Annotated in this window: 16 protein-coding genes; 12 read left to right on the top strand and 4 right to left on the bottom strand. The window is 35.2% G+C overall.

The features are described from left to right. Positions 1–180 precede the first annotated feature (180 nt). From QWC74_RS10475 to QWC74_RS10495, 5 genes are all read left to right on the top strand, one after another. Complete coding sequence (locus tag QWC74_RS10475; protein ID WP_006785724.1) at positions 181–1,197, top strand: molybdopterin-binding protein; 1,017 nt, start codon at positions 181–183, stop codon at positions 1,195–1,197. A gap of 19 nt (positions 1,198–1,216) precedes the next feature. Continuing rightward, complete coding sequence (gene moaC / locus QWC74_RS10480; protein ID WP_006785725.1) at positions 1,217–1,693, top strand: cyclic pyranopterin monophosphate synthase MoaC; 477 nt, start codon at positions 1,217–1,219, stop codon at positions 1,691–1,693. Between the two features lie 20 nt (positions 1,694–1,713). Continuing rightward, positions 1,714–2,685 carry a GTP 3',8-cyclase MoaA gene (gene moaA / locus QWC74_RS10485; protein ID WP_006785726.1) on the top strand — a complete coding sequence of 324 codons (972 nt, stop codon included), beginning with the start codon at positions 1,714–1,716 and terminating at the stop codon, positions 2,683–2,685. A gap of 4 nt (positions 2,686–2,689) precedes the next feature. Then, complete coding sequence (locus QWC74_RS10490) at positions 2,690–3,124, top strand: MOSC domain-containing protein (RefSeq protein WP_006785727.1); 435 nt, start codon at positions 2,690–2,692, stop codon at positions 3,122–3,124. A gap of 221 nt (positions 3,125–3,345) precedes the next feature. Further along, a complete protein-coding gene (locus tag QWC74_RS10495; RefSeq protein WP_006785728.1) occupies positions 3,346–4,251 on the top strand; it encodes an aminoglycoside phosphotransferase family protein in 906 nt (301 codons plus the stop codon). A gap of 181 nt (positions 4,252–4,432) precedes the next feature. On the opposite strand, the gene QWC74_RS10500 is transcribed toward QWC74_RS10495, so the two are convergent. Both QWC74_RS10500 and QWC74_RS10505 read right to left on the bottom strand, forming a co-directional pair. Beyond that, on the bottom strand, positions 4,433–5,350 hold the full coding sequence (locus QWC74_RS10500) for a glycoside hydrolase family 73 protein (RefSeq protein ID WP_006785729.1): 918 nt from the start codon (positions 5,348–5,350) through the stop codon (positions 4,433–4,435). Positions 5,351–5,453: 103 nt separating this feature from the next. After that, positions 5,454–6,152, bottom strand: coding sequence for a DUF434 domain-containing protein (locus QWC74_RS10505; RefSeq protein ID WP_006785730.1), 699 nt, complete (start codon positions 6,150–6,152; stop codon positions 5,454–5,456). An 88-nt stretch (positions 6,153–6,240) separates the two neighbouring features. Here QWC74_RS10505 and QWC74_RS10510 point away from each other — a divergent pair, with 88 nt between their 5' ends. Continuing rightward, complete coding sequence (locus tag QWC74_RS10510; protein WP_006785731.1) at positions 6,241–6,930, top strand: DNA alkylation repair protein; 690 nt, start codon at positions 6,241–6,243, stop codon at positions 6,928–6,930. 26 nt (positions 6,931–6,956) lie between these two features. Here QWC74_RS10510 and rluF read toward each other — a convergent pair whose 3' ends face one another. After that, on the bottom strand, positions 6,957–7,664 hold the full coding sequence (gene rluF / locus QWC74_RS10515) for a 23S rRNA pseudouridine(2604) synthase RluF (protein WP_006785732.1): 708 nt from the start codon (positions 7,662–7,664) through the stop codon (positions 6,957–6,959). Positions 7,665–8,178: 514 nt separating this feature from the next. Between rluF and QWC74_RS10520 the strand changes: the two genes are divergently transcribed. The 6 genes from QWC74_RS10520 to QWC74_RS10545 all read left to right on the top strand — a co-directional run bounded on the left by QWC74_RS10520 (position 8,179) and on the right by QWC74_RS10545 (position 12,855). Beyond that, entirely contained in the window at positions 8,179–8,454 is a 276-nt protein-coding gene (locus QWC74_RS10520) for a CD3324 family protein (RefSeq protein WP_009607708.1), read from the top strand. Between the two features lie 95 nt (positions 8,455–8,549). Further along, a complete protein-coding gene (locus QWC74_RS10525) occupies positions 8,550–9,293 on the top strand; it encodes a phosphotransferase (protein ID WP_006785735.1) in 744 nt (247 codons plus the stop codon). A 69-nt stretch (positions 9,294–9,362) separates the two neighbouring features. Next, the gene (locus tag QWC74_RS10530; protein ID WP_155222991.1) at positions 9,363–9,506 is read left to right on the top strand and encodes a hypothetical protein; all 144 of its coding nucleotides are present in this window, start codon (positions 9,363–9,365) and stop codon (positions 9,504–9,506) included. Positions 9,507–9,601: 95 nt separating this feature from the next. After that, on the top strand, positions 9,602–10,099 hold the full coding sequence (locus tag QWC74_RS10535) for a DUF1456 family protein (protein ID WP_006785737.1): 498 nt from the start codon (positions 9,602–9,604) through the stop codon (positions 10,097–10,099). Between the two features lie 152 nt (positions 10,100–10,251). Next, positions 10,252–10,848: an ATP-binding protein gene (locus QWC74_RS10540; protein WP_006785738.1), complete on the top strand. Its 597-nt coding sequence runs from the start codon at positions 10,252–10,254 to the stop codon at positions 10,846–10,848. 147 nt (positions 10,849–10,995) lie between these two features. After that, positions 10,996–12,855, top strand: a complete 1,860-nt coding sequence (locus QWC74_RS10545) for an LTA synthase family protein (protein ID WP_006785739.1) — start codon at positions 10,996–10,998, stop codon at positions 12,853–12,855. Between the two features lie 77 nt (positions 12,856–12,932). Here QWC74_RS10545 and QWC74_RS10550 read toward each other — a convergent pair whose 3' ends face one another. Further along, positions 12,933–13,112, bottom strand: coding sequence for a hypothetical protein (locus QWC74_RS10550; RefSeq protein WP_009607699.1), 180 nt, complete (start codon positions 13,110–13,112; stop codon positions 12,933–12,935). Positions 13,113–13,154: the final 42 nt, after the last annotated feature.

Consider the following 13,154-nt stretch of genomic DNA (forward strand, 5'->3'; position numbering starts at 1 on the left):
ATTCCAGGAAAAACACAAACGTTACCGATGGCGATGTATTATGCCATTGAAAATAACAATACTGAAATGGCGACGCAAATATTATTGATTATTTTGATTGTTGCTATTTTCTTAATGAGTTTATATAAAACATTAATGATGCGTTTATCACATTAAACATCATAATAAGGAGAATATCGTATGAAAATGATTAAAGTTGAAGATGCGATTGGATCAATTCTAACACATGACGTCACACAAATCATCCCAGGTCAATTTAAAGGCCGTTTATTTAAAAAAGGGCATTTGATTCAAGAAGAGGATATTGAAAAATTACGTGCTATTGGGAAAGAACATATTTATGTTTGGGAAGTGAAAGAGGGCCAACTACATGAAAATGACGCGGCGATTCGGCTTTCTAATTTAGCTAAAGGCGATGGCATTAGGGCATCGGATGAAATCAAAGAAGGGAAAATCGACTTCTTTGCGGACTGCGACGGTGTTTTGAAAATTGATAAAGAAAAGTTAATGACCCTAAATTCCATTGGTGAAATGATGATGGCGACGATTCATACGAATACTCCATTAAAAAAAGGAGAGAAGATTGGTGGAACACGTGTCATTCCATTGGTCATCGATGAAGAAAAAATTAAAGAAGCAGAAACCTTAATTACAGATAAGATTATGTGGATGGAACCGTTTAAAGCAAAAAAATGTTTGTTGATTACAACAGGAAATGAAGTTTATAAAGGAACGATTAAAGATGCGTTTTTACCAGTTATCAAAAAGAAACTTGAATACTATGGAAGTACAGTGAGTCGTCAGGTCATTTTGCCCGATCAAAAAGAGTTAATTATTGAAGCCATCCAACAAGGACTTCAAGAGAACGTTGATTTAATTATTTGTACGGGGGGGATGTCAGTCGATCCTGATGATGTGACGCCGTCTGCTATTAAAGAAAGTGGAGGTCGACTTGTGACTTATGGATCACCTGTTTTACCAGGGGCGATGTTCTTACTCGCTTATCATGGAAAAACACCGGTACTTGGGGTGCCAAGTTGTGCGATGTATTCTAAGCGTACGGTTCTTGATTTGGTTTTGCCTCGTATTTTAATTGATGAAGAATTAACAGCTGAGGATATTGCAGCCTATGGACATGGTGGATTATGTTTAGATTGTGGTGTTTGTACGTTCCCGCATTGTTCATTTGGAAAATAATAAATTAGGAGACATTAACATGGAAAATAAATTAACGCATTTTGATCAAAATGGACGAGCTCAGATGGTGGATGTTTCAAATAAAGTTGAAACGGCACGTGTAGCCATTGCGGTTTCAAGTATTCGCATGAGTGAAGAAACGCTTCATTTAATTGAAGCAGGGAAAATCGGAAAAGGTGATGTATTAGGTGTGGCACGTATTGCTGGAATCATGGCATGTAAGCAAACGTCTAACTTAATTCCCATGTGTCATCCGTTGATGATTTCAAGCTGTAATGTTGATTTTGAAGTCGATCGTGAAAACAGTAAGATTCATATAAAAGCAACGGTTAAAATCGTGGATAAAACAGGAGTTGAAATGGAAGCTTTAACCGCTGCTATGACTGCTGCTTTAACGATTTATGATATGTGTAAAGCCGTTGATAAACGAATGGTGATTGAAGAAACGCATTTGTTAAAGAAAACAGGAGGAAAAAGTGGCGAATTTAATTTTTAAATACCACTTTAGCAGACGACATGAAAGATAGATTTAACAGAGAAATAGATTATTTAAGGCTATCCGTTACCGACCAATGTAATTTACGATGTGTTTATTGCATGGAAGATACCACTCAAGAATTTTTACCGAAATGTGGTAAGTTAAGCGATGATGAAATGATTCGCATTGTGACTGCCTGTGCCCGTCTTGGCATAAAAAAAGTTCGATTAACAGGTGGAGAACCTCTAGTCCGTCCTGGCATTGTTGAATTAATAAAGCGAATTCACGATATCGATGGGATTGAAGAAATTTATCTCACAACGAATGGAACCGTATTATCTGATCAAGTGAAGACATTAGCTCATCACGGTCTTAAAGGGGTAAACATTAGTTTAGATTCATTAAAAGCTGATCGATTTCACCAAATCACACGTCGTGGGATTTTAGCCAATGTTTTAAAGTTTATTGATGAGTGTTTAGCTTATGGGTTAAAGGTAAAGTTAAATACAGTCCTTGTCGATGAGGTGAATCAAGATGAAATTTTAGATTTTGTAAGATTAACGCTAGAAAAACCAATTGATGTTCGTTTCATTGAACTCATGCCCATCGGAGTTGGAAAAGTGCATAAAGGTGTGACAAATGAAGAGGTGCTTCAAACAATTTGCTCTAGTTACTCAGATGTTGTGGAAGTTGGAAAAGCGGATAAAGGTGGACCGGCAACATATGTCTGTGTGAATCAAGGACCTGGAAAAGTCGGGTTTATTTCTGCTGTGAGTAATTGTTTCTGTGAATCATGTAATCGGATTCGCGTGAGTGCAGATGGTTTTTTGAAGCAATGCTTACATTTTAAATTTGGTGTGAGTTTAAAAGATTTAATAAGAGCAGGTATCACTGATGAGGCATTGCAACACGTCATCTATGAACAAATTTATCACAAACCTGAAAAACATTTATTTAATCAAGAGAATATAGACGAAGAAGTTAAGTTTATGAATCAAATTGGAGGGTAACAACGTGAATCAAGTCATGGCAATTTGTATGAGTGAAAAAAAAGGAACGGCCAAACAAATGGTACAAGAGGCAACACTAATTGAAAATTTCGGAATTAAAGGAGATGCTCATGCTGGAAAATGGCATCGTCAAGTCAGTTTATTAGCACTTGAAAAAATTGAAGATTTCAATTTAAAAGGAGCTAATGTTGATTTTGGAGCATTTGGTGAAAATTTAGTCGTATCGGGGATCAAACTAAATGAACTACCGGTTGGACAAAAGATTCAAGTGGGGGAAACCTTACTTGAAGTCACACAAATTGGAAAAGAGTGTCATACACGTTGTGCGATTTACTACCGCGTAGGTCAATGTATCATGCCGAAAAATGGAATTTTCACACGAGTTTTAAAAGGTGGAAACATCAAAGTCGGGGATAGCGTCGTTTTAATTGAAGAATAAGACCAAAAAAGATGAAAGGATATTCCTTTCATCTTTTTTTACAAAAGGTTGATGCTGTATTGATTTAGAAATGGTTAAAGAGGGTTACATCGAAAGAAAATAGGTTAAGGGTGAATCGTTTATAAAAAAAATAAAACGCTTTACAAACATCGGGGGAAAACGTAAAATAGAAGTTTGTTTAGATTAGTTTTCAAGGAACTCCAGATGAGGAGGATATAAAAATGGAATCTGTTTTGAAATCAATTGCGGTTTGTCAATCTGCTAAAATCGTGAAGAAGGTTGAAGCAGGATGGTCAAGTGATGTAAAGTATTATGTACTAGACGCTCATAACCGCGAATATATGTTAAGGTTATCAGATATTTCACAGGATCAATCAAAGCGGATAGAGTTTGAACGAATTCAAAACTTCAATACTTTAGACTTTGAGATGTCACGAGCTGTTGAATTTGGGACGTGTAATGCAGGAAGCATGGTTTATATGTTATTAACTTGGGTTGTCGGAGAGTCACTTGAGTCATCACTAAAAGTGTTGAGTGAGCAGAAGCAATATGAATTAGGAATAAAGGCCGGAAAAATTTTAAAGGCTATTCATGATTTGCCGACAATAGAAGTGGTGGATGTGTTAGCGAAAAAAGAAAAGATGCTTGAAAAATTGGCTCGTTATGAACGTTGTGGGTATCGTGTTGAGCAAGATGATAAAATTATCAACTATATTAAATCGCACTTAGATGACTTAAATGATTTGAAGGTGGTCATGAATCATGGAGATTATCATGTTGGGAATTTGATTTTAACTTCAGATTTTGAAGTAGGAGTCATTGATTTCAATCGAATGCAAGTGAGTGATTACGTAGAGGATTTTTATAAAGTGCAATCATTTAATGTTGAGGTCAGTATCCCGTTTTCAATCGGTCAAATTCATGGCTATTTTCAAGGGAATCCAAGTGAAGAATTTTGGAAAGTCTTAGCGTTATATAATGCGTATGCAGCGCTTAATTCTATTACTTGGGCTACTAAGTTTGGCCAAGAAGCAATTGAGGGCATGATTCGTCGCTGTAGACAAACAATGAAAGATTATGATTCTTTTACTCAAGTGGTACCACGTTGGTATGTCACGCTTGAGTAACAATAAAAACACCCCATCGGTAAGAGATGGGGTGTTTTTGATGACGAAAGAAAATAAAAGAAAAAATTTAATAAGTGTTTATCACTAGCGGCGTCTAAACACCTATTGGAGAGAGTTTATCCACAAAGGATAAGCTTAATTTACCCGATTCCCCGTTAAAATATGCAACATCAGCTGATTTTTATGAAGCTTCATACATCACTTCATGATCATAAAGTTGTAAATTATACTGCCGAATTAATTCGCCAAGTCGTTTCGCATAGACGCGATTTCCAAGTTCATCTTCTGCTGTACTATAGCCAGCATCTTGCAAAGCCTTGGCTTGAAGTCGATACGTTTTTGCCTCAAAAACGCCAGCTTGTTGATAACGAGCATTATTGACTAAAAAGGCAGCATGATCATCAATTGATTGTTGCCAGTTTTCATACTGGCGAAAGGTTCCAATTACCATTTGATCAGCATATTCAAGTGTTTCAAAGCTCATACTCGGACCATCCCAACGTGAGTCTGCCTTAATCCCAAATAAATTATGTGTCGCTACCGCCAAATCAGATGTTCCCCAGTTAGATTCTAAGATAGCTTGGGCAATCGTGATAGAAGGTAAAATGCCCGTTTCATAATAATTTGCCTCTGCTGGTTGGACGAGTTGGGCAATAAATTGTGCCTCTTTAGCGCTTGGTTCTAGCTTTGAGGAAACATAACCGACGTATTTTAAATCGTCTAAATATTGATAAGCACGCGTCTTTTCATCATCTGAAAAGTCAGAATCTGCTACCACTTCATCAAAACTTTTCACATGGGTATCCGTCATAAATTCTTGGGCCGTGTAGGTTAAGACCTCATCACTAATTTGGTGCATCTCATTATTTTGTTCCACACCAATGAAAGCGATTATCTCTTTCCAATTTAATTGATTAAAATCACCACCTAATTCATCGACTTTATTGACCAGATACGTTAAATCAAGGGCTGAAACATCCAAATGAGCCATCCGTTCCTGTTCTTTTTTAAGTTCATATTTTGTTTCGATATCTTTAAATCCTCTAATAAACACGACCATAAAGCCAATGAGGAAGAGGAAGATCCATCTTTTTTTCATGTGTCGTCACCTACTCTCATCTAGATACGTTGAATTTTAGCAAGTTTAACAAACTTTCGCAATGTGATTTAAAGATTCACACAGAAATACCGCATTTATGAGGCTAAAAGGTTAAAATGAACGCGTCAGGGATGAATCGTTGAATAATATCTTCGCTTAAATTAAAATAACTGAGGCAAGAGTCTAAAACGATGGCATCACTACTTATGATATGGGAGTGATGTTGAAGAGCTAAATCGGCATTAGGAACCAATTCCACGCTTGTTTTAAAGTTCCAAAATTTTGAAAACTCTAAAATCTTGTATTTGAGATTTCGCGAGTTAGAAACCGGTTCATCTAAATAAAAAATAACCTGGTTCACGTGATGAGAGCTTAAGCATTGACCAATCAGTCGCAGTACTTCTTCTGTTTGCTCAATGAGTTTGTATGTTCCTCGAAGTCCGGCTAAATCGCGAATGATTTCATCACGGCCACGAATTAAGGTGCCTCCTGATAGGGCGACTTCAAGGGTGATGATCAGGTTGAATCCATCAATATAGATTGTTTGATGGTTTAAGGCTGAAAGTGATAATCGACGAGAGATTCGACTTTCTTTTTGTAACTGTGTGCAGACACAACGCTTTAAGGCATCCCGTTGGCGATTGGAAAATTGATAGCGATCCGACACAAATTTAACGACGGGTAAGATGGGATAGTTTCGATCAAGAAGCCACTCGATTTCTTCTTTGGCCTGTTTTAATCGAAGTTGCTCTGTCTTTGAAAACCATTTTGTATCATGGATATCAAAGCCACGTTTTTTCATGAACACCACTCCTTCTCATTAGGGTGGATGAGTCGTGTTGATTTTAAACAAAAAATTAGTATACTTGAAGTTAAGGGAGGTAAGGGTTGTGATTGAAACAATCAGAAATGAATTACTTGTGTTAGCAGAGCCAACCTATCAAAGGTTCGCAATGCGACTATTACCTGGAACCGACCATTTACTTGGAGTTCGTTTACCAAAGCTTCGGCAAATGGCTAGAAAAATCTTCAAAAGGGATTATGAAGCATATTTACAAAACAATGACGAACTTTACTTTGAAGAAATCATGTTAAAAGGCATGATTATTGGTTATATCAAGGTTCCTTTGGATGCAAAACTTGAGTTGATTCGTCAATTTGTGCCCAAAATTAATAATTGGTCAGTCTGTGATAGCTTTTGTTCAGGGTTAAAATTTACGAAAGACCACCAAATGGAAGTTTGGACGTTTTTACAACCTTATTTTCAATCATCTCATGAATTTGAAGTTCGATTTGCTGTGGTGATGGCGTTAATTTATTATATAGAAGATCTGTTTATTGAGTCTGTGCTAGAGACATTAGATCAGGTTAAGCATCAAGGATATTATGCTCAGATGGCAGTTGCATGGGCTATTTCAATTTGTTTTATTAAACAAGAAAAAAAGACTCAGACTTACTTAGAAAATCATTCATTAGATCCTTTTACTTATCAAAAAGCATTGCAAAAAATCATTGAATCAAATCAAGTCGATAAGAAGACGAAAGCACGGATAAAAAAGATGAAAAAAAGCGAGCGTTAGTTTATTTCTAACGTTCGCTTTTTCAATTACCATTCTTGAGGATGATAGTTTAATTCTTGGAATAAACGTGTTTTTTCTTTTTTGGTTAAGTCACGCCATTGTCCTACTGGCAGATTTCCAAGCGTAATGTTCATAATACGGACACGTTGTAAACGATAAACTTCATATCCTAATACTTCACACATACGACGAATTTGGCGATTTAATCCTTGTGTTAAAATAATGTTAAATTCATATTTTGAAATTTGTGTCACTTTACAAGGTAATGTTTTTTGTCCTAAGATTCGAACCCCTTTAGACATTTTTTCAATAAATTCAGGTGTAATTGGTTTATCAACAGATACAATATATTCTTTTTCGTGATTATTTTCAGCACGTAAAATTTCGTTGACAATATCTCCATCATTTGTAAGTAAAATTAATCCATCAGAATCTTTATCTAAACGACCAATGTTAAACACACGAAGCGGGTGATTAACTAAATCGACGATATTTCCTTTGACTCCTTTTTCTGTTGTACACGTAATTCCGACCGGTTTATTTAAAGCAAGATAAACGTGATTACGAGCAAGACGGATAATGTTTCCATTTACCATTACCTCATCACCAGGTTTCACTTGATCACCAATTTTAGCAATACGACCGTTAACTTTAACTCGTCCTTCCGCAATTAATTTATCAGCCCCACGTCTTGAAGCTTTTCCAGAATCACTTATAAATTTATTTAAACGCATGTTGTCACTTCCTTTGATGGAGTTTAAAAAATCAATCTGTCATAAGTATACCGTGATTTTAAATAATTTGTCGATAGGAACTTAGCTAAAATCCTTTTATTTCAAGATTAAATCTCACGTCAGTCACTTTAATCTCCATACAGCAAGAAATTTCTGAACCTATCTTAAAAGTAGAGACAAATCAGAATGATTATCCCAAAATGATATCTTTTAATCGGGACGGGAGTTCAAGTGATCGTGTAAATAAAAGCAAACTATTCAAGATTTTCATATATGATTCTCAACTCGTATAATGACGATAGTTTGATGGAACGATTACTTTGGTTTAATGGGTTACCATTTAAATTAGAGGCTTGTTTTTAACGCTCAAGAATCGTAAAATAGGACTGAAAAGAGGAGGAATATATGATGATGGAACCGACAATGAACGCGTAGCAGAGGTTATGCGATTAATTAGTTAAATAGCCTTTGCGAACTCTCATGTTAGATTGAATAAATCTTGAGGAGGCGCAACATGTGCTATATTAAAGCGAAAGATGTTTTACCACTTGAAGTTATTGAACTCATTCAACAATATGTCGATGGCGAATATTTGTATATTCCCAAAAAAGAGGAGCGTAGACTCGGGTGGGGCACTAAGACGAAAATAAGAGAAGAAATGAATCAACGAAATACTAATATTTATACAGAATTTTTAGCTGGGGAATCAAAGGAAACCTTAGCTCATAACTACTGTTTATCACAAAAAAGTATTGAACGTATTATTTTGCAACAAAAACGAAAAAGATGAGGCAATCTGTTTGCCTCATCTTTTTTTCAGAATCATAAATGAGGTCGCCATAAGATGAAGTGTGGGATATCATAATACAGGTGGAAGGATTTTTGATGAGTACTAGATTAAAAAATGTATTAGCCTGTTACGACTTAGTGGAGGCGAAGATTGAAACAGAAGCGATAAGTGATGAAACGAATCGTCAACCACACGTTTGGACCGTGAATGATGATTACTTATTGAGAATGAGTGAGAATTTAGAGGAATTAAAACGACACATTCATTTATCTAAATTATTAAAGACGGTTAATGTTAAAACGCAAACCCCGATTCAAACTGTGAATCACGAAGATTATGTCGTTATGGATGGTTATTATTTTATTTTGTGTGAAAAAATAAAAGGATCCGTATTAACGGATTATTTTATAGCCGATGAGGCGAAGCTTGGTTATGAACTGGGGCAACATTTAGCAACGCTACACGAAGGGTTAAAAGAAATTACACCAAAACTCACTGATTTGTGGGATAATGATATGTTACAAGAGTTATCGGGGTGGGTGAGTGAAGAACTTGAAACGTATGTATCAGCGTCAACCTTACCTAAAACGGAACTAACTGAACTAAAAAACATAAAAAATACGTGTATAAATCATTTTAAGGAGCTTTATAACAATCTTCCAAGACAGGCGATTCATCGTGACTTTCATGGCGCCAATATCATTTTTAATGATAATGAAATTGTCGGCTATATTGATTTTGATTTAACCCAACTCAATGCGCGATTATTTGACGTTTGTTATTTAGGAACGGGGGCATTGGCTAGTATTTTTCAAGAAGAGGCCAAACGTGACAGATGATCAATCTTTTTCAAGCAAGTGATTAAAGGATATGACGAAGTAACCATTTTAACGTTTGAAGAAAAGCAAATGATTAAGCCCATGATGATTGCAATTGACTTGATCATGATTGCCTTTTTTGTTCAAGGAGGTTACAAAGAACTTGCTGACACGAATACGAGAATGATTAACTGGATCGAAAACACATGGAGCGGGGATTTAGGAACAGTCTAAGTTACGCACCTCAGTGGAATATCAAAAGAATTTTAATTTCACCTCGATATTTGTGTTATAATAAAGATTATTCGACATAGTATGGAGGCATTTTAATGGATAATAATGATATTTTAATTCGAATCAGATATGCATTAAACTTAAAAGACGGTCAAATGCTTAAAATATTTAAATTAGGTGGCGTGACGTTAACAGAAGAAGAAGTTCGAAAAATGTTAATTAAGTCACCGGATAAAGGAATTTTCCAAGATCAAGAGGCAGAGGAAAATTTAAAATGTAATAATCGTACATTAGATGCGTTTTTAAATGGGTTAATTGTGTATAAACGAGGTCAAAAAGAAGGGCAAGAACCGATGCAACCTGTTGCGATTAAACAAAACGCTGTTAATAATGTCGTGATGAAAAAGTTAAAAATTGCGCTTTCTTTAACAGGAGAAGACATGCTTGAAATTTTAGCTTTAGCAGGCGTTCAGATTTCAAAAAGTGAATTAAGTGCGGTGTTACGTAAAGAAGGGCAAAAAAATTATAAACAGTGTGGCGATCGTTATCTTCGTAACTTCTTAAAAGGATTAACATTAAAACCACGTTTGTAATCAATAAAAAGTCTATCATTGGATAGACTTTTTATGTTGTCGAAGCATGGAATAACTTGTCGTTGAAAAAAGTATTAATTATTGATATAATTTAATTCTCACAGCATTTCGTATGAAAAGAAAAAATATTTTTTAAATTGGAGAAGTGATCTATGACGGTAAGAATTGCAATCCTAGGTGGACCACGTTGTGGAAAAACAACGTTAATTCAACAATTATATGTGGATTTAAAAATCAGAGATATTAATGTTGGAGTCGCAACAGAATACAGTACTGATTATTTAAGAGATAAAGGCATGATCGAATCAATTTCTGAGCAATACGGAATTTATTTAGGTCAATTACATTTAGAGAAAGCATTAGATGGACACGATTATGCTGTAACGGATTATGCGACATTCGTTCCTTATATTTATGGACGTTTAATGCTAGGTGATAAAACTCGCACCAAAAAAGAAATTGAAATTTTAAATGACCTATATAGTTTAGCGATTCGTGATTTACCTCAATATGACTATATCTTCTTTGTACCACGTGAATTTGGTTATAAGAAAGATGGCGTAAGATGGCAAGATGAAGAAGTTGCTCAAATGGTGGATGATGCGATCTTAAACTTCTTAAATGCTGAAAATGTGAAATATTCTGTGATTAGTGGTTCAACCAAAGAACGTTCAGAAAAAATCATGGATATTATCGGAATCGATGCTGAAATCGTTCAACCTATTAGTGTTGACGAAATGGCAGAATAATAAAAAAATGTCGACCAGGCGGTCGACATTTTTTTTGATTTATCAAATGCTTTATTGACTATTCATGTTAAATTAGCTTTGAAATTAACCTAAATTTTACAATTCATTATAAATTCGATATAATTGTAAGGAGTAAGGGGGATGAAAATGAAGAAATGGAGAGAAATTAGCACCTTTGGGATGCCATTGGCATACATCATGGGTTTTGTTTGCGTGGATAGTTTAATTCGATTAATGGCAGGTTATGATTGGTTTTCATTAAAAGCCATTTTATTTTCGATTTCATTTAGTAGTTTATTAGCTGCCATTGGGCTATTATTTAAAGGAATCGCAAGACCTATTTTCTATAGCATGACGTTTAGTCTCATTAGCATTATTGCAGTGGGACAATTGATTTATTATCGATTTTATCAAGCTTTTTTTTCTGTTAATCAAATGACGAATTTAATGGAATTATCAACGGTAAGTGGGGAGATATTTCGGGTATTAGAATTAAAATATAGTTTGTTTTTAATTCCCACGGGATTTGTTTTATTAGCGTGCTATTGGTTTAAATCACCGAAAAAACGAACACGACATGATCAACTGATTATCGTGACTTTAACTATTTTGTCTGTTATCTTAAGTACTGTCACAAAGCTAACTTTTACACAAGCAAGCAATGAAGGGAGTCGATATAAAGATGATGTTTATTTATACGAAACATTATTTGATAAAGGAAAAGCGATGAGTGAATTTGGATTGTATCAATATACACTACAAGATATTAAACTTGCTATCAGTCATCAGCAAGAAAAAACGCAAGTAGTGGGCCAACAAACATCTGAAATTGACGACTACTTTCAAAAATTAAATCATACGCATATCGACAATGAGATGAGTGGGATTTTTGAAGGGAAAAACGTCGTTTACATTATGGCAGAAAGTTTGTTCAGCCGTGCCATTCATGAACAGGCGACCCCAACATTATATAAACTAATGAATGAAGGAATTTATTTTGAGAACTATTATTCCCCACATTATAAAGGGACCACGAGTGACTCGGAATTTATCTCTAATACCTCGTTGGTACCATCAGTGAATTATGGCACAACTTGTTATGAATTCACCGACAACGCGTTTCCAAATTCAATTGCGTCTGTGTTTAAAAAGGCAGGATACAGCGCGACATCTTATCATTCGAACACCGGAGAATTTTATAATCGAGATGCCTATCATGAATCACTAGGATATGATGCTTTTTATGACCAAGAAGCACTTGGTTTAGAATTTTTAGAAGAGTGGGAGTATATGGTGAACTGGCCAAGTGATGCGGATTTAATGAATGCTGCGTCTGATATTTTTCTTGAAGATGATCGTTTCTTTAGTTACGTGATTACGACGAATGGTCATACGCCCTATACCACACAGCGGACTGAACTACAAGAAAATTACGATTATGTTAGCTCATTTATTCAGTCTGATGACGAAGAAATTGTTTATTATTATGCCGCTCAAAATGCCTTCGACCAATCAATCGAAGTGCTTATGGGGCGTCTATTAGAAGCGGGAGTCTTAGATGAAACAGTTCTTGTCATTTATGGGGATCATTATCCTTATCCCATTCATCACGATAAGTTATGGGCATATGATTCAACAAATGAGTGGGATTGGCAAGAGCTTCGTAAAGTTCCACTCATGATTTGGACACCGGGGATTGAGGCTCAGACGGTATCAAAAGTTATGAATGTATTTGATTTAGTTCCGACGATGGCGAATTTATTTAATTTAGATTACGATTATGAGCATGCATTTGGGATTGATATTTTTAGTGAATTAGAATCAACCGTTATTTTTGAAGATTATGGATGGATCACCGATCATGCAAGATATAATAAGTATTCAGAATATTATGAATCCTTTGATGAGATAGGAACTGAAAGTTATATGGAAGAAATGGATGTTAAAGTGATTGAAATGTTTGAAATCGGACAAAAAGTGTTACGAGATGATTACTTTAAAAGATAACCTCACTAGCTTCTAATTCTTAAAAGGAGTATCGCATAAATAATAAAAAGAGTTCTATTAAATTAGAACTCTTTTTATTATTTATTTACGCAATGATGACAACGATTGTAATCATCTTGTTCAGGGAATTTGGCATCGACACGACCACCTGGTCCAACTTCAAGATTACAGTTTGCACAATACGGTGTTTCATCATATTGTCCTTCCTCATAAATTTGTGAGACAGGACCCATTGTAATATCACCAAACCAAATCATAAATGTCCTCTTTTCTAAAAGATTTTATTTAATCATATCGTA

Origin of the sequence: uncultured Turicibacter sp. (assembly GCF_938044715.1) — a bacterium.
GTDB lineage: Bacteria > Bacillota_I > Bacilli_A > MOL361 > Turicibacteraceae > Turicibacter > Turicibacter sanguinis.

Excerpts from the sequence above, each read along its gene's own strand:
- QWC74_RS10520 (WP_009607708.1), top strand. The coding sequence starts at position 8,179 with ATGTGCTATATTAAAGCGAAAGATGTTTTACCACTTGAAGTTATTGAA.
- QWC74_RS10475 (WP_006785724.1), top strand. The coding sequence starts at position 181 with ATGAAAATGATTAAAGTTGAAGATGCGATTGGATCAATTCTAACACAT.
- rluF (WP_006785732.1), bottom strand. The coding sequence starts at position 7,664 with ATGCGTTTAAATAAATTTATAAGTGATTCTGGAAAAGCTTCAAGACGT.
- QWC74_RS10500 (WP_006785729.1), bottom strand. The coding sequence starts at position 5,350 with ATGAAAAAAAGATGGATCTTCCTCTTCCTCATTGGCTTTATGGTCGTG.
- QWC74_RS10495 (WP_006785728.1), top strand. The coding sequence starts at position 3,346 with ATGGAATCTGTTTTGAAATCAATTGCGGTTTGTCAATCTGCTAAAATC.
- QWC74_RS10505 (WP_006785730.1), bottom strand. The coding sequence starts at position 6,152 with ATGAAAAAACGTGGCTTTGATATCCATGATACAAAATGGTTTTCAAAG.
- QWC74_RS10550 (WP_009607699.1), bottom strand. The coding sequence starts at position 13,112 with ATGATTTGGTTTGGTGATATTACAATGGGTCCTGTCTCACAAATTTAT.
- QWC74_RS10530 (WP_155222991.1), top strand. The coding sequence starts at position 9,363 with ATGATTAAGCCCATGATGATTGCAATTGACTTGATCATGATTGCCTTT.
- QWC74_RS10525 (WP_006785735.1), top strand. The coding sequence starts at position 8,550 with ATGAGTACTAGATTAAAAAATGTATTAGCCTGTTACGACTTAGTGGAG.
- QWC74_RS10545 (WP_006785739.1), top strand. The coding sequence starts at position 10,996 with ATGAAGAAATGGAGAGAAATTAGCACCTTTGGGATGCCATTGGCATAC.
- moaA (WP_006785726.1), top strand. The coding sequence starts at position 1,714 with ATGAAAGATAGATTTAACAGAGAAATAGATTATTTAAGGCTATCCGTT.
- moaC (WP_006785725.1), top strand. The coding sequence starts at position 1,217 with ATGGAAAATAAATTAACGCATTTTGATCAAAATGGACGAGCTCAGATG.
- QWC74_RS10535 (WP_006785737.1), top strand. The coding sequence starts at position 9,602 with ATGGATAATAATGATATTTTAATTCGAATCAGATATGCATTAAACTTA.
- QWC74_RS10540 (WP_006785738.1), top strand. The coding sequence starts at position 10,252 with ATGACGGTAAGAATTGCAATCCTAGGTGGACCACGTTGTGGAAAAACA.